26 protein-coding genes and 1 tRNA gene are annotated in these 24,992 nt (G+C 70.1%); 18 read left to right on the forward strand and 9 right to left on the reverse strand.

Features of this window, described 5'->3' with window-relative positions; translation table 11 throughout:
• Positions 1 to 17: 17 nt before the first annotated feature.
• The gene (gene hppD, locus LWJ43_RS20210; protein ID WP_277333630.1) at positions 18 to 1,163 is read left to right on the forward strand and encodes a 4-hydroxyphenylpyruvate dioxygenase; all 1,146 of its coding nucleotides are present in this window, start codon (positions 18 to 20) and stop codon (positions 1,161 to 1,163) included.
• Between the two features lie 75 nt (positions 1,164 to 1,238).
• Here the strand turns inward: hppD and LWJ43_RS20215 are convergent, their stop codons facing one another.
• Positions 1,239 to 2,900, reverse strand: coding sequence for a tetratricopeptide repeat protein (locus LWJ43_RS20215; protein WP_277333631.1), 1,662 nt, complete (start codon positions 2,898 to 2,900; stop codon positions 1,239 to 1,241).
• Between the two features lie 97 nt (positions 2,901 to 2,997).
• On the opposite strand from LWJ43_RS20215, the gene LWJ43_RS20220 reads away from it, so the two are divergent.
• A complete protein-coding gene (locus LWJ43_RS20220) occupies positions 2,998 to 4,365 on the forward strand; it encodes an FAD-binding oxidoreductase (protein WP_277333632.1) in 1,368 nt (455 codons plus the stop codon).
• Positions 4,366 to 4,381: 16 nt separating this feature from the next.
• Here LWJ43_RS20220 and LWJ43_RS20225 read toward each other — a convergent pair whose 3' ends face one another.
• Entirely contained in the window at positions 4,382 to 4,858 is a 477-nt protein-coding gene (locus tag LWJ43_RS20225) for an SsgA family sporulation/cell division regulator (protein WP_277333633.1), read from the reverse strand.
• 214 nt (positions 4,859 to 5,072) lie between these two features.
• Between LWJ43_RS20225 and LWJ43_RS20230 the strand changes: the two genes are divergently transcribed.
• Positions 5,073 to 6,650 (forward strand): RDD family protein, encoded by a 1,578-nt coding sequence (locus LWJ43_RS20230; RefSeq protein WP_277333634.1) that lies wholly within the window; start codon positions 5,073 to 5,075, stop codon positions 6,648 to 6,650.
• An 88-nt stretch (positions 6,651 to 6,738) separates the two neighbouring features.
• On the forward strand, positions 6,739 to 7,386 hold the full coding sequence (locus LWJ43_RS20235) for an RDD family protein (protein WP_277333635.1): 648 nt from the start codon (positions 6,739 to 6,741) through the stop codon (positions 7,384 to 7,386).
• A gap of 11 nt (positions 7,387 to 7,397) precedes the next feature.
• Here the strand turns inward: LWJ43_RS20235 and LWJ43_RS20240 are convergent, their stop codons facing one another.
• Entirely contained in the window at positions 7,398 to 7,688 is a 291-nt protein-coding gene (locus tag LWJ43_RS20240; protein WP_277333636.1) for a hypothetical protein, read from the reverse strand.
• A 380-nt stretch (positions 7,689 to 8,068) separates the two neighbouring features.
• Here LWJ43_RS20240 and LWJ43_RS20245 point away from each other — a divergent pair, with 380 nt between their 5' ends.
• Both LWJ43_RS20245 and LWJ43_RS20250 read left to right on the forward strand, forming a co-directional pair.
• On the forward strand, positions 8,069 to 10,468 hold the full coding sequence (locus LWJ43_RS20245) for an immune inhibitor A domain-containing protein (protein WP_277333637.1): 2,400 nt from the start codon (positions 8,069 to 8,071) through the stop codon (positions 10,466 to 10,468).
• A gap of 122 nt (positions 10,469 to 10,590) precedes the next feature.
• Positions 10,591 to 10,935 carry a hypothetical protein gene (locus LWJ43_RS20250; RefSeq protein ID WP_277333638.1) on the forward strand — a complete coding sequence of 115 codons (345 nt, stop codon included), beginning with the start codon at positions 10,591 to 10,593 and terminating at the stop codon, positions 10,933 to 10,935.
• A 16-nt stretch (positions 10,936 to 10,951) separates the two neighbouring features.
• Here the strand turns inward: LWJ43_RS20250 and LWJ43_RS20255 are convergent, their stop codons facing one another.
• Positions 10,952 to 11,536, reverse strand: coding sequence for an isochorismatase family protein (locus LWJ43_RS20255; protein WP_277333639.1), 585 nt, complete (start codon positions 11,534 to 11,536; stop codon positions 10,952 to 10,954).
• 236 nt (positions 11,537 to 11,772) lie between these two features.
• Positions 11,773 to 13,101, reverse strand: coding sequence for a nicotinate phosphoribosyltransferase (locus LWJ43_RS20260; protein ID WP_277333640.1), 1,329 nt, complete (start codon positions 13,099 to 13,101; stop codon positions 11,773 to 11,775).
• An 88-nt stretch (positions 13,102 to 13,189) separates the two neighbouring features.
• On the opposite strand from LWJ43_RS20260, the gene clpS reads away from it, so the two are divergent.
• The 7 genes from clpS to LWJ43_RS20290 all read left to right on the forward strand — a co-directional run bounded on the left by clpS (position 13,190) and on the right by LWJ43_RS20290 (position 17,994).
• Positions 13,190 to 13,498: an ATP-dependent Clp protease adapter ClpS gene (clpS, locus tag LWJ43_RS20265; RefSeq protein WP_109879765.1), complete on the forward strand. Its 309-nt coding sequence runs from the start codon at positions 13,190 to 13,192 to the stop codon at positions 13,496 to 13,498.
• 43 nt (positions 13,499 to 13,541) lie between these two features.
• Positions 13,542 to 14,129 carry a DUF2017 domain-containing protein gene (locus LWJ43_RS20270; protein ID WP_277333641.1) on the forward strand — a complete coding sequence of 196 codons (588 nt, stop codon included), beginning with the start codon at positions 13,542 to 13,544 and terminating at the stop codon, positions 14,127 to 14,129.
• 311 nt (positions 14,130 to 14,440) lie between these two features.
• Positions 14,441 to 15,871, forward strand: coding sequence for an amino acid permease (locus tag LWJ43_RS20275; protein WP_277333642.1), 1,431 nt, complete (start codon positions 14,441 to 14,443; stop codon positions 15,869 to 15,871).
• 113 nt (positions 15,872 to 15,984) lie between these two features.
• Complete coding sequence (locus LWJ43_RS20280; RefSeq protein ID WP_277333643.1) at positions 15,985 to 16,419, forward strand: M67 family metallopeptidase; 435 nt, start codon at positions 15,985 to 15,987, stop codon at positions 16,417 to 16,419.
• Positions 16,420 to 16,539: 120 nt separating this feature from the next.
• Entirely contained in the window at positions 16,540 to 16,653 is a 114-nt protein-coding gene (locus tag LWJ43_RS32915) for a putative leader peptide (RefSeq protein ID WP_346771991.1), read from the forward strand.
• 112 nt (positions 16,654 to 16,765) lie between these two features.
• The gene (locus tag LWJ43_RS20285) at positions 16,766 to 17,044 is read left to right on the forward strand and encodes a MoaD/ThiS family protein (RefSeq protein ID WP_277333644.1); all 279 of its coding nucleotides are present in this window, start codon (positions 16,766 to 16,768) and stop codon (positions 17,042 to 17,044) included.
• Entirely contained in the window at positions 17,044 to 17,994 is a 951-nt protein-coding gene (locus LWJ43_RS20290; protein WP_277333645.1) for a PLP-dependent cysteine synthase family protein, read from the forward strand. The genes LWJ43_RS20285 and LWJ43_RS20290 overlap by 1 nt, the downstream gene beginning before the upstream one ends.
• Positions 17,995 to 18,080: 86 nt before the next feature.
• Here the strand turns inward: LWJ43_RS20290 and LWJ43_RS20295 are convergent, their stop codons facing one another.
• On the reverse strand, positions 18,081 to 18,554 hold the full coding sequence (locus LWJ43_RS20295; RefSeq protein WP_277333646.1) for a type II toxin-antitoxin system PemK/MazF family toxin: 474 nt from the start codon (positions 18,552 to 18,554) through the stop codon (positions 18,081 to 18,083).
• 174 nt (positions 18,555 to 18,728) lie between these two features.
• Here LWJ43_RS20295 and LWJ43_RS20300 point away from each other — a divergent pair, with 174 nt between their 5' ends.
• Positions 18,729 to 19,481 (forward strand): MBL fold metallo-hydrolase, encoded by a 753-nt coding sequence (locus tag LWJ43_RS20300; protein WP_277333647.1) that lies wholly within the window; start codon positions 18,729 to 18,731, stop codon positions 19,479 to 19,481.
• 77 nt (positions 19,482 to 19,558) lie between these two features.
• Here the strand turns inward: LWJ43_RS20300 and LWJ43_RS20305 are convergent, their stop codons facing one another.
• Together LWJ43_RS20305 and LWJ43_RS20310 are read right to left on the reverse strand one after the other, a co-directional pair.
• Positions 19,559 to 20,824, reverse strand: coding sequence for a PTS transporter subunit EIIC (locus tag LWJ43_RS20305; RefSeq protein WP_277333648.1), 1,266 nt, complete (start codon positions 20,822 to 20,824; stop codon positions 19,559 to 19,561).
• Between the two features lie 241 nt (positions 20,825 to 21,065).
• The gene (locus tag LWJ43_RS20310) at positions 21,066 to 22,325 is read right to left on the reverse strand and encodes a PTS transporter subunit EIIC (RefSeq protein WP_277333649.1); all 1,260 of its coding nucleotides are present in this window, start codon (positions 22,323 to 22,325) and stop codon (positions 21,066 to 21,068) included.
• A gap of 184 nt (positions 22,326 to 22,509) precedes the next feature.
• Here LWJ43_RS20310 and LWJ43_RS20315 point away from each other — a divergent pair, with 184 nt between their 5' ends.
• The 4 genes from LWJ43_RS20315 to rdgB all read left to right on the forward strand — a co-directional run bounded on the left by LWJ43_RS20315 (position 22,510) and on the right by rdgB (position 24,839).
• Entirely contained in the window at positions 22,510 to 22,782 is a 273-nt protein-coding gene (locus tag LWJ43_RS20315) for a glucose PTS transporter subunit EIIB (RefSeq protein WP_078597797.1), read from the forward strand.
• Between the two features lie 193 nt (positions 22,783 to 22,975).
• Positions 22,976 to 23,713: a ribonuclease PH gene (gene rph / locus LWJ43_RS20320; RefSeq protein WP_104786209.1), complete on the forward strand. Its 738-nt coding sequence runs from the start codon at positions 22,976 to 22,978 to the stop codon at positions 23,711 to 23,713.
• Between the two features lie 112 nt (positions 23,714 to 23,825).
• Positions 23,826 to 24,215: a hypothetical protein gene (locus LWJ43_RS20325; protein ID WP_277333650.1), complete on the forward strand. Its 390-nt coding sequence runs from the start codon at positions 23,826 to 23,828 to the stop codon at positions 24,213 to 24,215.
• A gap of 21 nt (positions 24,216 to 24,236) precedes the next feature.
• Positions 24,237 to 24,839 (forward strand): RdgB/HAM1 family non-canonical purine NTP pyrophosphatase, encoded by a 603-nt coding sequence (gene rdgB, locus LWJ43_RS20330; RefSeq protein ID WP_277333651.1) that lies wholly within the window; start codon positions 24,237 to 24,239, stop codon positions 24,837 to 24,839.
• 56 nt (positions 24,840 to 24,895) lie between these two features.
• On the opposite strand, the gene LWJ43_RS20335 is transcribed toward rdgB, so the two are convergent.
• Positions 24,896 to 24,980 (reverse strand) — tRNA-Leu (locus tag LWJ43_RS20335).
• Between the last annotated feature and the right edge of the window lie 12 nt (positions 24,981 to 24,992).

Here is a 24,992-nt window from a genome sequence, read left to right on the forward strand (position 1 = left end):
GGCGGGAACCTTCGGACATGACTGAGACTGTGCACACCACCCCGGACACCGCCAGGCAGGCCGACCCCTTCCCGGTCAAGGGAATGGACGCGGTGGTCTTCGCCGTGGGCAACGCCAAGCAGGCGGCGCACTACTACTCGACCGCCTTCGGCATGAAGCTCGTCGCCTACTCCGGACCGGAGAACGGCAGCCGCGAGACCGCGAGTTACGTCCTGACCAACGGCTCCGCCCGCTTCGTCCTCACCTCCGTCATCAAGGCGTCCACCGAGTGGGGCACCTTCCTCGCCGACCACGTGAACGCCCACGGTGACGGAGTGGTCGACCTCGCCATCGAGGTCCCCGACGCCCGGAAGGCGTACGCCTACGCCGTCGAGCACGGCGCGACCGGCCTCACCGAGCCCTACGAGGTCAAGGACGAGCACGGCACGGTCGTGATGGCCGCCATCGCCACGTACGGGAAGACCCGCCACACGCTGGTCGACCGCTCCGGGTACGACGGCCCCTACCTCCCCGGCTACGCCGCCGCCGACCCGATCGTCGAGCCTGCCGCCAAGAGGACCTTCCAGGCCGTCGACCACTGCGTCGGCAACGTCGAGCTCGGCCGGATGAACGAGTGGGTGACCTTCTACAACAAGGTCATGGGCTTCACCAACATGAAGGAGTTCGTGGGCGACGACATCGCCACCGAGTACTCCGCCCTGATGTCGAAGGTCGTCGCCGACGGCACGCTCAAGGTGAAGTTCCCCATCAACGAGCCGGCGATCGCGAAGAAGAAGTCGCAGATCGACGAGTACCTGGAGTTCTACGGCGGCGCGGGCGTCCAGCACATCGCGCTCGCCACCAACGACATCGTCGCCTCCGTGCGCGCCATGCGGGCCGCGGGCGTGCAGTTCCTGGACACCCCGGACTCGTACTACGACACCCTGGGGGAGTGGGCGGGCGAGACCCGGGTGCCCGTGGAGACGCTGCGCGAGCTGAAGATCCTCGTCGACCGCGACGAGGACGGCTACCTGCTGCAGATCTTCACCAAGCCGGTCCAGGACCGCCCGACGGTCTTCTTCGAGATGATCGAGCGGCACGGCTCGATGGGCTTCGGCAAGGGCAACTTCAAGGCCCTCTTCGAGGCGATCGAGCGCGAGCAGGAGAAGCGCGGCAACCTCTGACCACAGCCGCACATCTGACCACAGCACGGACGGGCCCCTCTCCCCGGCGGGAGAGGGGCCCGTCCGCGTTCCGTGCTACGGGGCCGCCGTGGCGGATGCGCCGTCGCCGTCCTTCGTCCGAGGGGCCGGGGCAGGGGAGGCCGAGGGCTCCTGGCTCCCCCTCCCGGCGTCGTCCGGCGACGGCTTCACCGAGGCTTCGGGCGAGGCGACCGCCTCCGGCTCCGGCGACGGCTCCCGCGAGGGCTCCGGCTCGGCGGAGGGCTCCGCGGACGGCGGCTGCATCTGCGCCGGGCCCCCCGCCGCCGGATCACCCAGGGAGTCCAGGGCCTTCCGCGCGAGCGGGGCGGCCAGCGGCGAGAAGTCCGGGTTCGTGCGGAGGGCCTCCGCCAGATGACCACGGGCCGGGCCGTCCTGCCCGAGGGAACTCTCGATCACCCCCAGGTGGTAGGCGTACGAGGCGTTCCGCACCCCGGTCCCGACCGCCTGGTCCGCGTACTGCACGGCCTCCTCGCTCCGGCCCGCCCGGTGCAGCGACCAGGCCAGGGTGTCCGCGACCGCCGGGCTGCGGCGCTGCGCCTCCCACGCGGTGCGCATCAGCTCCACCGCCGCCTCCGGGTCGCCGTGGTCGGCCTCGAGACGGGCCTCCGTCAGGGACTCGTCGACCCCGGCCGTCCTCGCCTGCGAGAGGAGGCCGCGGAGCCTGGTGTACTGGGTGCGGGCGTCGCCGTCCAGGTCCAGCGACTCGAAGAGTTCGCCGAGTTCGAGCACGTACTCGGGGCGGGGCAGCTTCGTCGTCACGGTCCGGTAGTCGGCCAGGGCCTCGTCCGTGCGCCCCAGGGCGGCCAGGGAACGGGCCCGGCCGGCGAGGGACACGAGATGGCTGCGGTCGGTGCGCAGTGCCGCGTCGTACTGCGCGAGGGCCTCCGCCGGCTCCCCCCGTTCCGCCGCGAGGTCCCCGAGCCGGTGCAGTGCCGCAGCCTTCTCGGCCGCCGTGGCGGCACGGTCCGCCGCCTCCTGGGCGGTGGCCAGGGCGTCCTCGCGCCAGCCCTGGTTGCGGTACATCTCGGACGTCCTGGCCAGCGCCGGGACACCCTTGCGCAGCGTGCCGTACTTCTCCGTGGCCCTGGCCGCCGCCGCGTGGTCGCCGAGGCCGTTGTAGGCGTCGATCAGCACCGGGTACGCCGCCCAGTCCTTCGGCTGCCGCGAACGGACCGTCTCGCCCCACTTCTTCGCGGCGAGGAAGTCGTTCCGGGCGTTGGCGAGCGCCCCGAGACCCACCCACGCCACCGTGTTCCCGCGCTCGCCCGGCTGCGCGGCCAGCGACCGCTGGAGGGCCTGCTCGGCCCGGGAGTAGTACGCCGCGTCCGCGGACCGCCGCCCCCACTCGACGTACGCCGTGCCCAGCGAGGCCCACGACGGGGCGTCGGCGGGGTGCGTCTCCACGAACTTCTGCCGGTCGCCGATGAGCGCCGTCAGATCGGACAGGGACGCGGGGGACCCGGCAGCCGCCGCGGCCTCGGCCCGGGCCACGGGCCCCGGCGCGGGCGGCGCGGCCACCTCGTCGTCCGGTACGGCGATCACCGCACCGGCTACCAGCACGGCCCCCGCCACCGCACCGAAAGCCGCCCTGCGCAACGTGGTGCGCATCGGCGCGGGGGGCGGTGGGACGGACGTCGCACCCTGGGGCGGCAGGGTGGAGTAAGGCTGCTCCGGGTGCTGCTGCGGCTTGGCATCCATGGCCATCACTCTGCGTCAGTACGAAGATCGCATCGCGTTCCGTGAAGGCCGACGCAGACGGGTTCACACCTTTGGCCCCGGGTGCCAGGCTCGGATCATGGACGCACTTCTCGAACGACTGCGCGCGGGTCTTCCGGCCGAGGCACTGATCACGGACCCGGACATCACCGCTTCGTACGCCCACGACATGGCCGGCTTCTGCGACGCCGGCACCCCGGCCGTCGTGGTGCTCCCGCGCACGGTCGAGGAGGTCCAGCACGTCATGCGGACCGCCACCGCCCTGCGGGTCCCGGTCGTCCCCCAGGGCGCGCGGACCGGCCTGTCGGGCGCGGCCAACGCCTCCGACGGCTGCATCGTGCTCTCCCTGGTCAAGATGGACCGGATCCTGGAGATCAGCCCGGTCGACCGGATCGCGGTCGTCGAACCGGGCGTCGTCAACGCCACACTGTCCCGCGCGGTCGGCGAACTCGGCCTGTGCTACCCGCCGGACCCGTCGAGCTGGGAGATGTGCACGATCGGCGGCAACATCGGCACGGCGTCCGGCGGACTGTGCTGCGTGAAGTACGGCGTCACCGCCGAGTACGTGCTGGGCCTCGAGGTCGTGCTGGCCGACGGGCGGCTGCTGAACACCGGGCGGCGCACCGCGAAGGGCGTCGCCGGATACGACCTCACCCGGCTCTTCGTCGGTTCGGAAGGCAGCCTCGGCATCGTCGTCAAGGCCGTCCTCGCGCTGCGTCCGCAGCCGCCGCAGCAGCTCGTGCTCGCCGCGGAGTTCCCCTCCGCGGCGGCGGCCTGTGACGCGGTGTGCCGGATCATGGAGCGGGGACACACCCCGTCACTCCTCGAACTGATGGACCGTACGACCGTGCGTGCCGTCAACGCGATGGCCTCCATGGGACTCCCCGAGTCCACCGAGGCCCTCCTGCTCTGCGCGTTCGACACACCCGACCCGGCGGCCGACCTGGCCGCCGTCGGGGACCTGTGCAAGGCGTCCGGGGCCACCGAGGTCGTGCCCGCCGACGACGTCGCCGAGTCCGAACTCCTGCTGCAGGCACGCCGGACGGCCCTTCCCGCCCTGGAGACCGTCAAGTCGGCCACGATGATCGACGACGTGTGCGTGCCGCGCTCCCGGCTGGGCGCGATGATCGAGGGGACCGCCGCGATCGCCGAGAGGTTCGGGCTGACCATCGGCGTCTGCGCGCACGCGGGCGACGGCAACACCCACCCCGTCGTCTGCTTCGACCACACGGATCCCGACGAGTCCCGCCGGGCCCGCGAGTCCTTCGACGAGATCATGGCGCTCGGCCTGGAACTGGGCGGCACCATCACCGGCGAACACGGGGTCGGTGTACTGAAGAAGGAATGGCTCGCCCGAGAACTGGGTGAGGTGGGACTCGAGTTGCAGCGGGGCATCAAGGCCGCCTTCGACCCGCTCGGGCTGCTGAACCCCGGCAAGCTGTTCTGAGGCGGCCTGCCACCGCTCACCCCTCGCCGTCCTGCTGCTCCTCCTGGGACCACGGATCGCCCAGCCACAGGTCGTCGGCCGGCAGCGGGGTGAGCAGTTCGGCGAGGGCTCCGTCCAAGCCCAGCAGACTGCTCTCGGTCCCCGGGGGGACCACCCGCAGGGTGCGCTCCACCCAGGCGGCCAGGGCGACCGACGGGACCTCCAGCAGGGCGTTGCCGTCGGGGGAGGTGAGCGCGACACAGACGACGCCGCGGTCCTCGACCTTCGTCGGCCAGATCCGTACGTCCCCGTGTCCGCACGGCCGGAACACCCCCTCCACCAGCAGCTCACGGGCGAACGTCCAGTGCACGGGCGATTCGGAGCCGATGTGGAAGGTGATGTGCACGGCGTACGGGTCGTCGGTGAAGTAGGACAGCCGCGCGGGCACGGGCACGGACCGCTCGGGCGACAGGACCAGCTTCACTTCCAGCTCGCGTTCCACGGTGTTCTGCATGAGGGTGCACGACCTTCCGATGCCCGGGGCCGGTCCCGTGACCGGTCCTCACAAGGCGAGAGCGCCCTCCCGGACGTCTATGACGCGACTTCCCAGAAAAACTTGTCCGGACCCTGAAAGTGGTCCAAACGGCAGGACGGGCCCGGGGGTGCTCGGCGGTCTGATAGATGTGGACCCTTGTATTGAGGCCTCGAAGAGATACGGGACCACGGTGATGAGCGCCCCAACCCCGGCACCCGGTGACGAAAGCCCCAGCGAGGGCTACTACCCCGACCCGTCCATCCCCGGATACGTCCGGTACTGGAACGGCGCTTCGTGGGTCCCCGGCACCAGCCGGCCCGCGCCCCAGCAGGGCGAGACGACTCCCGCGACGCCGCCCGCCCCGGCGACCGAAGCGGCCCCGGGCAGGCCCGCCCCGGTGGACGAGACGGGTCCGATGTACCTCGATGAGGTCGACGGGGCGGACGCGCCCCGCGGGGACGGCCCTTCAGCCGCCGGTGAGGCCGGCACGCCCCCCGGCAGGTCCCTGCCGGCGACCGCCTGGCAGGCGGACACCTCCCGGCAGACCGGCTTCGGCGGCGACCGCGACAACCGCGTCTCGTGGGGCGGCCAGGACCCGCGCACGCCCGAGGCCCGTACGCCTGAGGCCCGCGCCCCCGAGGCCCGCGCCCCCGAGGCCCGCACGCCTGAGGCCCGTACGCCTGAGGCCCGTACGCCCGAGGCCGGGACTCCGCCCGCCGCTTCCGCCCGGGCCGACGCCGCGCCCGCCGACCCCCGGCGGCCCGGCGGCCCGGACCCGACGCGCGGCGCCCTGCCCGGGATGCGCGACGGCAACGGCGAGGCGACCGACGGCACCGTGACCATCCGCGCGGACCGGCCCGGGAGCGGCGGCCGCCCGCCGACCGACGGCACGGTCACGATCCGTGCGGTCGGCCCCGCCGCCGGCCGCCCTCCCCGTCCGCCTGAGGAGGGGCCCGCCCACGCCGACGGCACGATGGCGATCCGCGCCGTGCAGCCCGGCGCCACCGCGCAGCCCCCCGCCGCCCCGGCGCCGGCCCCGCCCCATGCGCAGGGGTCGAACACGCCTCTGACACCGGGACCCGGCGGCGGGTCCGCCTCCTGGCCGCAGCAGCCCCACCAGCTCGCCCGGCCCGAGCAGACGGCGCGCCCTCCGCAGCCCCGGCCGCAGCAGCAGAGCCCGATGCCCGCGCAGCAGCAGGGCGTCAGGCCCGAGCAGCAGCAGCCCGTGGTGCCCTGGAAGCCCGTGGCGGAGGATCCCTTCCAGCAGCTCGTCCGGTCCCAGGCGTCCGCCAGACCCGCGGCGCTCGGCAAGCGTCTGGCCGCACGGCTCCTGGACACGGTCGTTCTCGGCGCGGTCGTCGGCGCGGTCGGCTTCCCGCTGGTCACCCAGGCGCTGGAGCACATCGACCAGAAGATCGAAGCGGCGAAGCTGTCCGGTGAGACGGTGACCGTCTGGCTCCTGGACTCCACCACGGCCGGCCTGTTCGGCGGGGTGCTCGCGGCCTTCCTGGTCCTCGGCTTTCTCCTGGAGGCCGTGCCCACCTCCAAGTGGGGCCGCACGCTGGGCAAGAAGCTGTGCGGCATCGAGGTACGGGACATCGAGTCCCACGACGCGCCGAGCCTGGGGGCCGCCCTGCGCCGGTGGCTGGTGTACGGGGTGCTGGGCCTGGCCGTCGTCGGTGTGGTCAACGTGCTCTGGTGCCTGATCGACCGCCCGTGGCGCCAGTGCTGGCACGACAAGGCGGCCCGGACCTTCGTGGCGGGCCGGTAACGACCCGGTACGCCCGTGTGCTGACGCCCCGTCCCCCGAAGGGACCTCAGCCGTTGCGGGCCTTCACGGGCCGGGGTGCACTGCCCCCATGAGTACTGAACCACCGCCTCCGCCGCCCGACGACGACCCCTTCTCGAAGAGGCCGCCGCAGGGGCCTCCGAGCGGTTCGCCCTACGACAGCGGGCCGCCTCCGCCCCCGCCGCCGAACGACCCGTACGGCGGCGGTGGTCCCTACGGCGGTGCCGATCCACTGGCCGGCATGCCTCCGCTCGCCGAACCGGGCAAGCGGATCCTCGCCCGGCTGATCGACTTCCTCATCGTCTCGATCCCGCTGTACCTGATCTCGCTGCCCTTCGGCGGTGCGGTCGACGTCTCGGACGGCGGAGGCAACGACGACTTCGGCAACGCGGTGGGCAACGCCTACACCGGGCACCAGCTGGTCTGGTCGCTGATCGGCCTCGTCGTGTACGTCGCCTACGACACGTACTTCACGCACAAGGACGGCCGGACACCGGGCAAGCGCCTGCTGAAGATGCGGGTCGCGATGCTCAACGACGGCTCGGTCCCCGATACGAGCTCCGCGCTGATGCGTGCCGTCGTGCTCTGGCTCCCGGCGCTGCTGTGCTGCCCGTGCCTGTGGTGGCTCATCAACATCGTGCTGATGTTCACGGACAAGCCCTACCGGCAGGGTCTGCAGGACAAGGCGGGCAAGACCGTGGTCGTCACCGCCCCATGAGCGGCGGGAGTTCAGCGGCGCAGCGAGTGCTCACCGACACGGCGGCGCTGGGCGGCGGCGATCTCGATGTCCTCGATCGTGCGGTGCGTTCGGGCGGCGGTGGGCGGCGCCGTTGCCTTCCGGACCGTCTTCGTGCGGGCCGGGAGGGCCGTCGCCACCAGGAGGCCGAGCACCATCGCCGTGGTCCCGACGGCGGCGACACCGATGCCGGACTCCGTGCGGAACAGCAGCAGCATGGCGAGGGCGGAGAAGACGACGGTGGCCGAACCGTAGGAGAACTGTGCGGCAGTCGGACGCGGCATGGCGGTATCCGTCCTCGGGGTGTCGGATGGGGGAGTCGCTCAACACGTTCGCACTGTCAATCGACTCTACGACGGTGGATGCCCGTGAGGAACCGGTAGTAAGCGTGACCTAACCCGCGGTACCGGTGCACGGGGGGCGCACTGAATCACGTTCCTGCCGACGGGAGTTGCCGACGCGCCGGTCGGCGGACCGGCCGACCCGGAGGTGCGTCCGCATACCGGAAGAGGGCTCCCGCATAGTGCACTTGGTATGTGCAAGTCAAGATCTGTCTTTTCTCTCATAACTCCGATCGAATGTCGTCACTTGTGACGCGTTGAACGCGCGCGGCCCCGTGATACCCCCTGGCCGCGGACGCGAACGCTGGGGAGGACTGCATCAAGTGACCACTCAGAGACGGGCGCTGCGCGCAACCGCCGTAGCCGTGTGCCTGGCCGCCACCGCCGCGACGGCCTCCGCCTTCGCCACGGCGCAGGCGGACGACAAGGCGCCGGCATCCGGCGCCACCACCGTGGACCGGCGCGACCCCGCACCGGTCAAGGCCCACGAGCACGACCTCGAAGGCCCCTTCAGCAAGGAGCAGGACGCCCAGCGTCAGGCCGCGCTGGAGCAGGTCCTGTCCGGGGAGAAGAAGGTGACCGCCAAGGGCGGTTCCAAGGTCGTCAAGCTCGGTAAGAGCAAGTACGTCGAGCTCGGCCGGGAGAAGACCGACAAGATCTTCACCATCCTCGTGGAGTTCGGCGACCAGGTCGACGACACCACGATGTTCGACCCGGACGGCGACGGCCCGAAGCCGCCGGTCAAGAAGTACGGCGGCACGCCCGGCCCGCTGCACAACGAGATAGCCGAGCCGGACCCGGCGAAGGACAACAGCACCGCCTGGCAGGCCGACTACGACCAGGCCCACTTCCAGGACCTCTACTTCGGTGAGGGCAAGGGCAAGGACTCGCTCAAGACGTACTACGAGAAGACGTCCTCCGGGCGCTACTCCGTCGACGGCGAGGTCTCCGACTGGGTCAAGGTCCCGTACAACGAGGCCCGCTACGGTTCGAACTACTGCGGTTCGACCAACTGCGCCAACGTCTGGGACACGGTCCGCGACGGCGTCAACGCCTGGGTCGCCGACCAGAAGGCGAAGGGCCGTACGCAGGCCGAGATCAAGGCCGACCTGGCGCAGTACGACCAGTGGGACCGCTACGACTTCGACGGTGACGGCGACTTCAACGAGCCCGACGGCTACATCGACCACTTCCAGCTGGTCCACGCCGGCGAGGACGAGTCCGCGGGCGGCGGCGCCGAGGGCACCAACGCCATCTGGGCGCACCGCTGGTACGCGTACGGCACCAACGCCGGCGCGACGGGCCCCGCGAACAACAAGGCCGGCGGCGCCGAGATCGGCGACACGGGCATCTGGGTCGGTGACTACACCGCGCAGCCCGAGAACGGCGGCCTGGGTGTCTTCGCCCACGAGTACGCCCACGACCTCGGCCTCCCGGACCTGTACGACACCTCCGGCGGCGGCGAGAACTCGGTCGGCTTCTGGTCGCTGATGTCGGCGGGCTCCTGGCTCGGCACCGGCCAGGGCGAGATCGGCAACCTCCCCGGCGACATGACCGCCTGGGACAAGCTGCAGCTCGGCTGGCTCGACTACGACACGGCCAAGGCCGCGACGAAGTCGACGCACAAGCTGGGTGTGTCGGAGTACAACACCAAGGACAAGCAGGCGCTCGTCGTCGAGCTGCCCGAGAAGGAAGTCACCACCACCGTCACGAAGCCCGCGCAGGGCTCGAAGCAGTGGTGGAGCGACATGGGCGACGACCTGTCGAACACCCTGACGCGCTCGGTCGACCTGACCGGCAAGACGTCCGCGTCGCTGGACCTGTCCGGCTGGTACGACATCGAGGCCGACTACGACTACCTCTACACCGAGGTCTCGGACAACGGCGGCACCAGCTGGACCGCGCTCGACGGCACGGCGGACGGCAAGGCCATCCCGCGTGACGCCAGCGACAAGCCGGCCCTGACCGACGTGTCCGGCGCCGTCAAGAAGCTCTCGTTCCCGCTGGACGCCTACGCGGGCAAGAAGATCGACCTGCGCTTCCGCTACCAGACGGACGGCGGCGCGGGCGGCAAGGGCTTCACCGCCGACGCCATCACCGTCACCGCCGACGGCGCCGTGCTCTTCACGGACGACGCCGAGGGCGACGACAACGGCTGGACCGCCAAGGGCTTCTCGCGGATCGGTGAGTCGTTCACCAACGACTACCCGCAGTACTACATCGCCGAGAACCGCCAGTACGTCTCGTACGACAAGACCCTCGAGGTCGGCCCGTACAACTTCGGCTTCTCCACCACCCGTCCGGACTGGGTCGAGCACTACTCGTACCAGAACGGCCTGATGGTGTGGCTCTGGGACACCTCCCAGAAGGACAACAACACCTCGCAGCACCACGGCCAGGGCCTGATCCTTCCGGTGGACTCCCACGCCAAGCCGCTGAAGTGGACGAACGGCTCGCTCCTGCGCAACAAGATCCAGCCCTTCGACGCGCCGTTCAGCTGGTACCCGAACAAGGGCTTCACGCTGCACAACGCGGACGTCGCGCTGAAGATCAAGCCGTCGCTGGGCGTCCCCGCCTTCGACGACCGCAAGGGCACCTACTGGTACGAGGAGAACCCGACCGGAAGTGTCAAGGTCTCTGACACGAACACCCGGATCAGCATCGTGAACGAGCCGCTCAGCGGCTCGACGATGACCGTGAAGGTCGGACCCTCGGGCAAGTAGTCGCCGAAGCACCAGGTCACAGCATGATCGGCCGTCGCCCTCTAGCGGGCGGCGGCCGATCGTGTTTAGGTGCGTCCTACCGGATCCTTATTGACACGAAGTCTTACGGGGGAGCACGAAGCATGGCAGGCGGAGGTTTCTGCAGGTTGCCCAACGGCACCGTGGTGGTGGCACTGACCCTGAACGGCCCGGCGGGCGGCACGGGCCCCGGAGAGCAGGTGCGGGTGCTGGTGCACGCCGCGAACCGGGCGCGCGCCCTGACCAGGCTGCGCAACCTCGGAATGCGCGCCGTCTACCTCCGGGGCAACGCCCAGCCGCCGACCCCGGACGAGGTCACCGCGGTCCTGCACCACCCGGACGGGCTGCTCTGGCGCACCGCGCCCCAGACCGCCCAGGAGCTCTGGCATCCGATACGGGCACTGCTGGGGTCCGCCGGATACGCCGGGCCCGCCCGCCCGGCGGCCTGAGCGCGCCCGGCGGGGCTCAGACGACCGGCTTGCCCGACAGCTCCACCCCGGCGGTGCGCATCTCCTCCAGGGCCCGTCCCGTGGTCCCCTCGGCGACTCCCGCCGTCAGGTCCAGCAGCACGTGGGTGGCGAAACCCTCGCGGGCGGCGTCCAGCGCGGTGGCCCGCACGCAGTGGTCCGTGGCGATGCCGACGACGTCCACGGCGGTGACGGACCGGTCCCGCAGCCACTGGGCGAGCCCGGTGCCGTTCTCGTCGACGCCCTCGAAGCCGCTGTACGCGGCGGCGTGCGCGCCCTTGTCGAAGACGGTGTCGATCGCTCCGGAGGCCACGGCGGGGGCGAAATTGGGGTGGAAGCCCACGCCCTCCGTGCCGGCGACGCAGTGCGGCGGCCAGGAGTGCTCGAAGTCGGGAGCCGAGGAGAAGTGGTCACCGGGATCGATGTGGTGGTCCCGGGTGGCCACGACGTGGCTGTAGCCGGGCTGGGCCTCGCCGATCAGGTCGGTGATGGCGGCGGCGACATCGGCGCCGCCCGCCACCGCGAGGCTGCCGCCCTCGCAGAAGTCGTTCTGAACGTCGACGACGATCAAGGCGCGATGCATGACGGTTGTCCTTCGGTGGGGGTTCGGCATGTTCTGCGGACCGGTGCGGTGGGGATACCACCGAGCCTAGAGACTCGACGCACCCTGCGGGAGGGGGTGCACGCATCGGCTCCCCTGCCTCCCGACACGCCCGACGGTGCGGCACCGGTTCCGGGGAGCACGCGCCGGCGGACTCCCCGGAACCGGACCGGCGCCCGGGGACGGGGTGGGCAGGTCCCACGTGTACCCCGTGGGGCTCAGGCGTACTCCGTCGGCAGCACGGGCTCCCCGCGCGAGAGCTGCATCGCCGACATCGGCAGCCCGGCGCGCGCCGCGATGTGGCGCTCCCGCGCGGCCTCCAGCGGCTCGCGGGCGACGACCTCGCCGCCCCTGACCAGTTCCACCAGGAGCTGCCGGTCGGCCAGCTCCGCCGGGACGTCACCTGTGCCGATCACCTCCGCCTCGGCGACCCCGTGCTCGTCCAGCCGGCGTGCCGCCCACTTGCGGCCGCCCCTGGACGACTTCGCGCCCAGCGACTTCTTCACCACCGGCAGCAGCGGATCCGCCGGATCGGCGGACCGCGAACGCGCCACCAGCTTGTAGACCATGGAGCACGTCGGGTGGCCGCTCCCGGTCACCAGCTGCGTGCCCACCCCGTACGCGTCGACCGGGGCGGCGGCCAGCGAGGCGATCGCGTACTCGTCCAGGTCGGACGTCACCACGATCTTCGTCTCCGTGGCGCCCAGCTCGTCCAGCTGCTGACGCACCCGGTGCGCCACGAGCAGCAGGTCGCCCGAGTCGATCCGTACGGCCCCGAGCTCCGGCCCCGCGATCTCCACCGCCGTTCGGACCGCCTCGGTCACGTCGTAGGTGTCGACCAGCAGCGAGGTCCCCCGGCCCAGCGAGTCCACCTGGGCCTGGAACGCGTCCCGCTCGCTGTCGTGCAGCAGGGTGAAGGCGTGCGCGCTCGTCCCGACCGTCGGGATGTTGTAGCGGAAGCCCGCGGCGAGGTCCGATGTGGTGTGGAAGCCGCCGACGTACGCGGCGCGGGCCGACGCCACCGCCGACAGCTCGTGCGTGCGCCGGGCCCCCATCTCGATGAGCCGGCGTCCGCCCGCGGCGGCCGACATCCGGGACGCGGCGGCGGCGATCGCCGAGTCGTGGTTCAGGATCGACAGGATCACGGTCTCCAGCAGCACGCACTCCGCGAAGGAGCCCTCGACCCGCAGGAGCGGCGAGCCCGGGAAGTAGACCTCGCCCTCCGGGTAGCCCCAGATGTCGCCGCTGAAGCGGTAGTCCGCCAGCCAGTCGACGGTGGGGGCGTCCACGACGTTCTGGTCGCGCAGGAAGGCGAGCATCTCGTCGTCGAAGTGGAAGTTCTCCACCGCGTCGAGCACGCGTCCGGTGCCCGCGACGACGCCGTAGCGCCGCCCCTCGGGCAGCCGGCGGGTGAAGGCCTCGAAGACGGAGCGCCGGTCCGCGGTGCCGGCCTTCAGTGCGGCCTGCACCATCGTGAGCTCGTACTGGTCGGTGAAGAGCGCGGTCGACGGCACACCGACCCGTCGCCCAAGGTCCGCTGAGTTCATGCCAGGGATGCTACTCCCTATTCGTCAAAGTGACGAGATGGGGGCGCCGTTTGTGCGCGGGCCCCTCTCTGGTGGCAGCATGGGGTAGGTGAGCGTTGCTTCCCCCGTAGAGATCGAACGTCCCGAATCGGCCGAGGAGACCTTCGCCGTCCCTGAGCCCGATGTCCCATGGGTGACGCTGGTGCACAACGACCCGGTCAACCTCATGAGCTACGTGACGTATGTCTTCCAGGCCTACTTCGGCTACTCCAAGGACAAGGCGCACAAGTTGATGCTCGACGTCCACCAGAAGGGCCGCGCCGTCGTCTCCAGCGGCAGCCGCGAGGAGATGGAACGCGACGTCCAGGCCATGCACGGATACGGGCTCTGGGCCACGCTGACCCAGGACCGCAACTGACCCACCACCGCTGCCCTCCGTCCGAACCGTCATCGGAGAATTCATGGCCGGCCACTTCGAGGCCACCCCAGGCGGCGGCGCGTCCGTCGCACTCGACGAGGTCGAGATCGCCATCCTGCGTTCGCTCGCCGTCCAGCTGCTCGAACTGATCGGCCCCGGCGACGAACCCGCCGAGGGCGACGACCCGCTCGCCGCGCTCTTCGCGGAGGGACCGAGCGAACCGCCCTCCGACCCGGCCCTGGCCAGGCTCTTCCCCGAGGCGTACGGCGACGAGGACAAGCAGCTGCGCGAGGCGTCCGCCGAGTTCCGCCGCTTCACCGAGAACGACCTGCGCACCCGCAAGCGCGAGGACGCCGTCGCCGTCGTGCGGTCGCTCGACGCCCTCGCGCCCGTGCCGGACGGCGGTGCGGTGCTCTCCCTCGCCGCCGAGGAGTGCCACCACTGGCTGGGTACCCTCAACGACCTCCGGCTCACCATCGGCACCCGCCTGGAGGTGTCCGACGAGGACGAGGGCCAGGACGGTTCGCTCTACCGGCTCCCCGACAGCGATCCACGCAAGCCGATGGTCATGGCCTACCTCTGGCTCGGCGCGCTCCAGGAAACCCTCATCGAAACGCTGATGCCCGACTGAGGTCACCGGGGTCCGCGGCTTCGCTCAACGGATGCTCAAATCCGAATAACGATCCCGTCACCTGAATGGCGTTCTTTGCAGCGCCTGGAAACGCTTGTCCGCTTTTTCCTGTGGTGTGCGCCACATAATGTCCGTCGGGCTCGCCCGGCGGCCGTGATAAATCTTCACGACCGCCCGGGGACGCCACCCCTGTCCCCGGGGGCGCTACAAGCCGGCCGAACGCCGGCGGCACTCCATCCATATCCGGGGGGATCAGGACCTGATCCGACGCCGACGACGGCGCGGATCGGCGTGGAGAAAGGCGCACCACCATGACATCGGCGCAGGTCGACAACGGACAGGCGGACGGCCCGAAGGCCGTCGACGCCCCGGCGGGCGAGGGTTACCAGCGCGGCCTGGGAGCCCGTCAGATCCAGATGATCGCCATCGGCGGGGCCATCGGCACGGGGCTCTTCCTCGGTGCGGGCAAAGCCATCGACAGGGCCGGACCCAGTCTCATCCTGGCCTACGCCATCGCGGGCCTGGTCATCTTCTTCATCATGCGCGCCCTGGGCGAACTCCTCATGTACCGCCCGGTGTCCGGCTCCTTCTCGGAGTACGCACGCGAATTCCTCGGCCCCTTCTTCGGATTCGTGACCGGCTGGACGTACTGGCTCTTCTGGGTCGTCACCGGAATCACCGAAGTCACCGCTGCCGCCACCTATATGACGTACTGGTGGAATATCCCGCAGTGGCTGTCCGCACTGGTCTTCACCGTCATTCTCTACGGCGCCAACCTGATCTCCGTGAAGCTCTTCGGCGAGCTCGAGTTCTGGTTCTCCATGGTCAAGGTCACCGCGATCCTCGGCATGATCCTCATCTGCGCAGGTGTGCTCACGGTCGGCTTCTCCGACGCCGGTGACACCGCGACCGTCGCCAACCTGTGGAACGACGGCGGCTTCTTCCCCGAAGGCATCGGCGGCACGCTGATGACCCTCCAGATCGTGATGTTCGCGTTCCTCGCCGTCGAGCTCGTCGGCGTCACCGCCGGTGAGTCCAAGGACCCCAAGACCGTCCTGCCCAAGGCCATCAACACCGTGCCGTGGCGCATCGCGGTCTTCTACGTCGGCGCGCTGATCATGATCCTCTCGGTGGTCCCCTGGAGCACCTTCAAGCCGGGCGTCTCCCCGTTCGTCGCCGCCTTCGAGCAGATGGGCCTCGGGATCGGCGCGGCGATCGTCAACTTCGTCGTGCTCACCGCCGCGCTCTCCTCCTGCAACTCCGGCATGTACTCCACCGGCCGCATGCTGCGCGACCTCGCGATCAACGGCCAGGGCCCGAAGGCCTTCACCAAGCTGACGAAGAACGGCCTCCCGCTGGTCGGCACCACCTTCTCCGCCGCGCTGATGCTCGTCGGCGTCTGGATCAACTACCAGTGGCCCGGCGAAGCGTTCAACTACGTCGTCTCCTTCGCGACCATCTCCGGCATGTGGGCCTGGATCATGATCCTGGTCTGCCAGATCCGCTTCCGCTCCAAGGCCGACCGGGGCGAGCTGCCCCAGTCCACCTTCAAGGCACCCGGAGCGCCCTTCAGCAGCTGGTTCGCCCTCGCCTTCATCGGCCTCGTCATCGCCATGATGGCCATCGACAAGGACGCCAGGATCTCGCTGTACTGCGCACCGCTGTGGGGCCTCATCCTGGGCGTCTCCTACCTGGTGCTCAAGGCCCGCAACCCCGACAACAAGGCCTTCGCCAAGCGCTGACCCGCGCGACGGCAGCCCCCGGGACACCGCCGCCCCAACGGCTCTGTCCGGCATACGGGCCCCCGCGTACCACTCCTCGGTACGCGGGGGCCCCTCTGCTTATCCTGGGGGCCATGCTGACCCTTACCCAGGCGCTCCACGACCAGATCGTCGCGCACTCCCGCGCGGACCACCCCGACGAGGCGTGCGGCGTCGTCGCCGGTCCGGCCGGAACGGGCCGCGCCGAACGGTTCGTCCCCATGCTCAACGCCGCGCGCTCACCCACGTTCTACGAGTTCGACTCCACGGACCTGCTGAAGCTCTACCGCGAGATGGACGACCGCGACGAGGAGCCGGTGATCATCTACCACTCCCACACCGCGACCGAGGCCTACCCCTCCCGCACCGACCTCACGTACGCCAACGAACCCGGCGCCCACTACGTGCTGGTCTCCACCGCGGACGCCGACGACGCCGGCCCCTTCCAGTTCCGCTCCTACCGCATCGTGGACGGCGAGATCACCGAGGAAGAGGTCGAGATCGTCGAGGCCTACCCCGCCGCGGTGTGACGCGCGGGGGCGGCCCAGGACACCCCCCGCCCCCACCGTCTGTCCACATCGCGAACGCTCACCATCCACGATGTGGGATCACACTCCGGAAACCGGGTCGGGAATCGATACGATGAGCCCATGGTTCTCCATGACGTGAGCGACAAGACGCCGGGCATGCTGCTCGTCGCGCGGCTGCACGTCGACCTGTGCAGACTTTCCAGCGCGATGTGTCCGGCTGCCGCCTGCCCGTGAACCGCCCGGCCTGAGCCGCGGCCCGAGCGCACCACGTACGCACCACCCCCGCGCGGGGGCACACAAACGCGCGCCCCACGCCACCTCCCCGCTTTCGACAGGAGCCCACGCCATGGCCATCGAGGTCCGCATCCCGACCATCCTCCGCACCTACACCGACGGCGCCAAGGCGGTCGAAGGCAACGGGGAGACCCTCGCCGACCTCCTGACCGACCTGGAGACCCGCCACAACGGCATCCGCGAGCGCATCGTCGACGGCGAGCAGCTGCGCCGCTTCGTGAACGTCTACCTCAACGACGAGGACGTGCGCTTCCTCGACGGCATCTCCACCAAGCTCACCGACGGCGACAACGTCACCATCCTCCCGGCCGTCGCCGGCGGCATGCGCTGATGCGGTACGACTCCCCGCTGGCGGCCGTGGGCAACACCCCCCTGGTCCGCCTCCCGCGGCTGTCCCCGTCCGAGGACGTCCGCATCTGGGCCAAGCTCGAGGACCGCAACCCCACCGGCTCGATCAAGGACCGCCCCGCGCTCCACATGGTCGAGCAGGCGGAGAAGGACGGCCGGCTGACACCCGGCTGCACCATCCTCGAACCCACCAGCGGCAACACCGGCATCTCGCTCGCCATGGCAGCCACCCTCAAGGGCTACCGCATCGTCTGCGTCATGCCGGAGAACACCTCGCAGGAACGGCGCGACCTGCTCACCATGTGGGGCGCCGAGATCATCTCCTCCCCGGCGGCAGGCGGCTCCAACACGGCCGTCCGCGTCGCCAAGGAGCTCGCGGCCGAGCACCCCGACTGGGTCATGCTCTACCAGTACGGCAACCCGGACAACGCCGGCGCCCACTACGCCACCACCGGACCGGAGATCCTCACCGACCTCCCCTCCATCACGCACTTCGTGGCGGGCCTCGGCACCACCGGCACCCTCATGGGCGTCGGCCGCTACCTCCGCGAGAACAAGCCCGACGTCAGCGTCGTCGCCGCCGAACCCCGCTACGACGACCTCGTGTACGGCCTGCGCAACCTCGACGAGGGCTTCGTCCCCGAGCTCTACGACGCCTCCGTCCTCACCACCCGCTTCTCCGTCGGCTCCGCCGACGCCGTCACCCGCACCCGCGAGCTCCTCCAGCAGGAAGGCATCTTCGCGGGCGTCTCCACCGGCGCCGCACTCCACGCCGCCATCGGAGTCGGCCGCAAGGCCGTCAAGGCGGGGGAGTCCGCCGACATCGTCTTCGTCGTCGCCGACGGCGGCTGGAAGTACCTGTCGACCGGCGTCTACACCGCCCCCACGACGGAAGCCGCCATCGAGACCCTGCACGGCCAGCTCTGGGCCTGACGGCCCCCGGGCCACCCGCGGGAACAACAGCCACGCGCACCGGAGGCGCGGGACGGGAGAACACCCCGCCCGCGCCTCACGCACGTTCACCCCAGGTCGCGCACCCGCCCCCACACCCCCGGATCCAGCTCGCCCGCCTTCCGCCGGAACCCCGACAGCGCGACGTCCCGCAACTCGTCCGTCTCCAGAAAGCTCTGCCGGCCCCGCGCGTCACCCACCGAACCCGCGGGCAGCGCGATCACCCCCGGCCGCTCCTCATGGTGCTTGCTGGTGATCTTGGCCACGACCGCCGTACCGCCCCGCACCGACAGCACCAGACACGGCCGGTCCTTCGACCCCGGCCCGTCCTCGAACGGCACGTCCGCCCACCAGATCTCCCCGGGCCGCGGCCCACCGTGCGGCCTGCCCTTCTTCTTCCTCTCCGGAGCACGCCCCGGCGGACGCGTCCGCCCGCCAGGACGCCGCGGACCACGCCCGCCCCGGCCCCGCGCATCGGAGACCGTCGCCACGAGCGCCAGCAGGACAACGACGGCCAGTGCCGCCCACCACCACGAGTTCATGCACCGACCGTACCGGCGCGCCGCACAGCACCCCGCCTTCCATCGAACCGGTGACACCACAGGTGAGTTCCCCCACAACGGCAGGCCGTGGAGGAGCGACCAGTGGTTTCGCGCCTTACGCTCGACGGACCGCACGAACCCTCCCCGTTCCCACGCCTCGGAGGTTCACGCTCCATGAAGCTCACCGTCGTCGGCTGCTCCGGCTCGTTCCCTTCACCGGGTTCGGCATGCTCGAGCTACCTCGTAGAGGCCGACGGCTTCCGGCTGCTCCTCGACATGGGCAACGGCGCCCTGGGCGAGTTGCAGCGCCACGTAGGTCTCTACGACCTCGACGCCATCTTCCTCAGCCACCTCCATGCCGATCACTGCATCGACATGTGCGCGTACTTCGTCGTCCGGTACTACCGCTTCGACGGCGGACGCCCCGCCGCCATCCCCGTGTACGGCCCCGAGGGCACCGAGCAGCGGCTCACCACGGCCCACGCCGACACCCCGTCCGACCACGCGATGAGCGAGGTCTTCGACTTCCACACGCTGAAGTCCGGGTCGTTCGAGATCGGCCCCTTCTCGGTCCGCACGGAGAAGCTCCGCCACCCCGTCGACACCTTCGGCATCAGGATCGAGCACGACGGACGTGTCCTCACCTACTCCGGCGACACCGGCACCTGCGAGGCGCTGGCCGAACTCGCCGAGGGATCCGACCTGTTCCTCTGTGAAGCATCGTTCGTCCACGGCAAGGAGGACATCCCGGACCTCCACCTCAACGGCCGCGAGGCAGGCGAGTACGCCGCCCGCGCCGGAGCGGGACGCCTCGTCCTCACCCACATCCCGCCGTGGACCGACGCCGACCGCAACCTCGCCGACGCCCGCGAGGTCTACGACGGCCCGGTCGAGCTGGCGGCCCCGGGCGCGGTGTACGAGGTCTAGGAGCCGGAACTCCGACACGACGAAGCCCTACCTCCCGCGGGAGGTAGGGCTTCGTCGTGCCGTGCGCCTGCCAGGGGTTACGCCTTGGTGAGGTCCTCGACCTCTTCCTCGGGCTCACGGCCCGGGGTGGTGAGGTTGAACTTCGTGATGGCGAACCGGAAGACCACGTAGTAGACCGCCGCGAAGACCAGGCCGATAGGGATGATCATCCAGGGCTTCGTCGCCAGGTTCCAGTTCAGGAAGTAGTCGATCGCACCTGCGGAGAAGCTGAAACCGTGGTGTACGCCCAGGCCCCATGTGACGGCCATCGACAGGGCGGTCAGCAACGCGTGGATCACGTACAGCAGCGGCGCGATGAACATGAACGCGAACTCGATCGGCTCGGTGATGCCGGTGACGAACGAGGTCAGCGCCAGGGACATCATCATGCCGCCCACAGCCTTGCGGCGTTCGGGGCGGGCGCAGTGCGTGATCGCCAGAGCGGCGGCCGGCAGCGCGAACATCATGATCGGGAAGAAGCCGGACATGAACTGACCGGCGGTGGGGTCACCGTGGAAGAAGCGCGGCAGGTCGCCGTGCCACATGCCACCGGCGGAGTCCTTGAAGGAACCGATCTCCTGCCAGGCCACCGTGTTCACGAACTGGTGCATGCCGACCGGCAGCAGAGCGCGGTTGACGACGCCGAAGACGCCGGCGCCGACAGCCCCCAGACCGGTCATCCACTCCCCGAAGTTGGTGATGAGGTCACCGATCGGCTCCCAGACCAGACCGAAGAGAACACCCATGACGGTGCCGACGAAGGCCATGATGATCGGGACGAGACGGCGGCCGTTGAAGAAGCCGAGCCAGTCCACCAGCTTGGTGCGGTGGAACCGCTGCCATATGACGGCGGCCAGGAGGCCCATGATGATGCCGCCGAAGACCTTGGGGTCGTTGTACGTCGCAGCGACGTCGACACCCTTGTTGGCCGTGGTGTTGACGACGGCGTCGGAGGTCGGGAACGCGGTCAACACGTTCTTGTAGACCAGGAAGCCGACCAGGGCGGCGAGCGCCGTGGAACCATCGGCCTTCTTGGCGAAGCCGATGGCGATACCGACGCAGAACAGCAGCGGCAGGTTCGCGAAGACCGCGTCACCGGCGGTCGCGAAGACCGTGGCGACCTTGCCCCAGCCGAGGCCCTCGGCCCCGAAGACATCGGGCTGGCCGAGGCGGAGCAGGATGCCCGCCGCAGGCAGGACGGCGATCGGCAGCTGGAGGCTGCGCCCGACCTTCTGCAGGCCCTGGAACACGCCGGAACCCCGCTTCTTCGCGGGTGCCGCCGGGGCAGCGGTGTCCGTACTCATCAACTTCCTCCAGTAGGCAAGGCGCCGCCGGGGACAGTTGGTGGGGGGCGGCGACTCGAGGAACGCGGCGGCAGGAACGGCCGCGTGGTCTGGACCACTGAGTGGTGTAGACCAGTTTTAGCACGGTGAGGGTTGGATAAGGAACCTTCAATTTGCCCCGTAGCGCCTCCACCACCCTCGGTGACGCCGAGGAGCCCCCGGACCTCGCGGTCCGGGGGCTCCACCGAGAGCCTGGGAGGCCCTACTTCGTGAGGTCCTCCTCGATCTTCTCCTCCTCCTCGACGGGCTCGCGCCCCGGGGTCTGGAGATTGAACTTCGTGATCGCGAACCGGAAGATCGCGTAGTAGACCACCGCGAAACACAGCCCGATCGGGATGATCAGCCAAGGCTTCGTGTCCAGGTGCCAGTTGACGACGTAGTCGATCAGTCCGGCCGAGAAGCTGAACCCCGCGTGCACGCCCAACGCCCAGGTGACCCCCATCGAGACGCCGGTGAGAATCGCGTGCACCCCGTACAGCAGGGGTGCGACGAAGAGGAACGAGAACTCCAGCGGCTCCGTCACCCCCGTCACGAACGACGTCAGCGCCACGGACAGCATCAGCCCGGACACCTCCTTGCGCCGCTCCGGGCGCGCGGTGTGGGCGATCGCCAGCGCCGCCGCGGGCAGGCCGAACATCATGATCGGGAAGAATCCCGAGGTGAACTGGCCCGCCGACGGGTCCCCGGCGAAGAAGCGGGAGATGTCGCCCTGGACCGTGCCGCCGTCGGACCCGGTGAACTCGCCCGCCTGGAACCAGAAGAAGGTGTTCAGGAACTGGTGCATGCCGATCGGGATCAGCAGCCGGTTCGCGAAACCGAAGATCGCCGCACCCCAGGCACCCAGATCGATCAGCTGCTTGGCGAACCAGGTCAGCGCGTCACCGACGGGCTGCCACAGCAGGCCGAACAGCACTCCCAGGATCACGCAGAGGAACGCCATCAGGATCGGCACCAGGCGGCGCCCGTTGAAGAAACCGAGCCAGTCGACCAGCTTCGTGCGGTGGTAGCGCTGCCAGACCACCGCGGTCAACAGCCCGATGATGATGCCGCCCAGGACCCCCGGGTTCTGCGGCACCCCGTCGGGCGTCGCCGCGGTCATCGTGCCGTCCACCGGGAAGGCCGCCAGCACGCCCCGGTAGACGAGGAAGCCGACCACGGCGGCCAGCGCCGTCGAGCCGTCCGCCTTCTTCGCGAACCCGATCGCGACACCGATGCAGAAGAGGAGGGGAAGCCCCACCTCGCCGTCGAGGATCGCCGTCCCGCCGTTGAGGAGGACCTTGGCGAACTTGTCCCAGAAGGCGCCGTGCAGCGAGGAGTCGAAGAGGTTGCCCAGACTGACCAGAAGGCCCGCCGCGGGCAGCACGGCCACCGGCAGCTGAAGGCTCCGGCCGACCTTCTGCAAGCCCTGGACCGGCCCGTTCCACCACTTCCGCTGCGGTGCTGCAGCCGCGCTCGAACTCATCGGCAAGCCCTCCCGGCACACACGAGGTTTGGAGGTTGTCGCAAACTGGTGTAGACCAGTTGCGATACGGTGCGGAGCCCCGTCGTAAGGCGGGGCGCCGGTGATCGTCATCATTGGGGACAGCGCGGTTACCCGCCCGTGAAGTTGGGCCAACCGTGCGTTACCGTGACGAAACGGACCCACGGTGGGCCGCCCCACGCACGCACAGACCAGGGAGAAGGACATGGCCAGCAAGGCTGAGAAGATCGTCGCCGGCCTCGGCGGTATCGAGAACATCGACGAGATCGAAGGCTGCATCACCCGCCTCCGCACCGAGGTCCACGACCCCAGCAAGGTCGACGAAGCCGCACTCAAGGCCGCCGGAGCCCACGGCGTCGTCAAGATGGGCACCGCGATCCAGGTCGTCATCGGCACCGACGCCGACCCGATCGCCGCGGACATCGAAGACATGATGTGACCGGCTGACCCGGCCGGCCCACCAAGATCCCACGCGCAGGCCCCGCTCCGCCCCCGACCGGCACGGAGCGGGGCCTGCCGTGCGTCCGCTCCGCACCAGCTCCCCACCCCCGCCGCCCAGCGGCCCCGCACCTGCCGTCCGTCCGCCGCACACCCGAACGGACCCGGCCCCCTCAGCCGATAGGCTCGACGCCATGTCTCGTATCGACGGCCGCACCCCCGAACAGCTCCGCCCCGTCACCATCGAACGCGGATGGAGCAAGCACGCCGAAGGCTCCGTACTCATCTCCTTCGGCGACACCAAGGTCTTCTGCACCGCCTCCGTCACCGAAGGCGTCCCGCGTTGGCGCAAGGGCAGCGGCGAGGGCTGGGTCACCGCCGAGTACTCCATGCTGCCCCGCTCCACCAACACCCGCGGCGACCGCGAATCCGTACGCGGCAAGATCGGCGGCCGCACCCACGAGATCAGCCGCCTCATCGGCCGCTCGCTCCGCGCCGTCATCGACTACAAGGCCCTCGGCGAGAACACCATCGTCCTCGACTGCGACGTCCTCCAGGCCGACGGAGGCACCCGCACCGCCGCCATCACCGGTGCCTACGTCGCCCTCGCCGACGCCATCGCCTGGGCCCAGGGCAAGAAGATCATCAAGCACGGCCGCAAGCCCCTCACCGGCACCGTCGCCGCGATCAGCGTCGGCATCGTCGACGGCACCCCCCTCCTCGACCTCTGCTACGAGGAGGACGTCCGCGCCGAGACCGACATGAACGTCGTCTGCACCGGCGACGGCCGCTTCGTCGAGGTCCAGGGAACCGCCGAGGCCGAGCCCTTCGACCGCGACGAGCTCAACGCCCTCCTCGACCTCGCCACCGCCGGCTGCACCGACCTCGCCAAGCTCCAGGAAGAGGCACTCGCCCGCACACTCGGCGAGTAAAGGCGGGTAAAGAAGCAACCAAACACGCAGCGCACAGCGTCGTAGCGGATACGGGCGCACGGGTCGAACCGTGCGTCCGTCCACGTATCCGCCCCCGGGGAGGGACCGCACCATGGCCTCGCGCCGCCACCACCGCACCGCACTCGCCGTCACGGCCACCCTGCTCACCCTCACCGCAGCCGTCGGCTGCGGCGCCGTCGACAAGGCCCTCGACTGCGTCCGCACCGCCGACGCCATCGCCACCAGCGTCGACAACCTCCAGCAGGCGATATCCACAGCCTCCGACGACCCCACGCAGGCCTCGGAAGCCCTGGACCAGATCGACAAGGAACTCAAGGACCTCGGCGACACCACAGACAACGCCGACCTCAGCAAGGCCGTCGACGACCTCCAGGCCGGTGTCACCACCGTCCGGGACTCCATCGACAAGGGCGACGCCACCCCCGACATCACCCCCGTCACCGACGCCGCCACCGAGATCGGCAAGGTCTGCACCCCCTGACCGGGCGGCGATAATCGACGCATGACGCGCCTGATCCTCGCCACCCGCAACGCCGGGAAAATCACCGAACTCCACGCGATCCTCGCCGACGCGGGCCTGAACCACGACCTCGTCGGCGCGGACGCGTACCCCGACGTCCCCGACGTCAAGGAGACCGGCGTCACCTTCGCCGAGAACGCCCTCCTCAAGGCCCACGCCCTGGCCCGGGCCACCGGCCACCCGGCCGTCGCCGACGACAGCGGCCTCTGCGTCGACGTGCTCGGCGGAGCCCCCGGCATCTTCTCGGCCCGCTGGGCGGGCGCCCATGGCAACGACAGGGCCAACCTGGACCTGCTCCTCGCCCAGCTCGCCGACATCGACGGCCCGCACCGCGGCGCCTACTTCGCGTGCGCTGCGGCCCTGGCCCTCCCCGACGGCACGGAATGCGTGGTCGAGGGCCGCCTCACGGGCACCCTGCGCCACTCCCCGGCCGGCGCCTACGGCTTCGGCTACGACCCGATCCTCCAGCCGGACGGCGAGACCCGGACCTGCGCGGAGCTCACACCGGACGAGAAGAACGCGATCAGCCACCGGGGGAAGGCGTTCCGGGCGCTGGTGCCGGTGGTGCGGGAGTTGGTGGGCTGAGGCTGGACGCAAAAACGGCCTGCGCATCGATCCTTCGATTCGCAGGCCGTTTGCGGTGCGGCGGAAGGGATTCGAACCCTCAAGCCGTTTCACGGGCCACAGATCCTAAGTCTGCTGTGTCGCCAGTTGCACCACCGCCGCTAGCCGTCTGTC

It is taken from the genome of Streptomyces sp. JH34, from assembly GCF_029428875.1.
Taxonomy (GTDB): domain Bacteria; phylum Actinomycetota; class Actinomycetes; order Streptomycetales; family Streptomycetaceae; genus Streptomyces.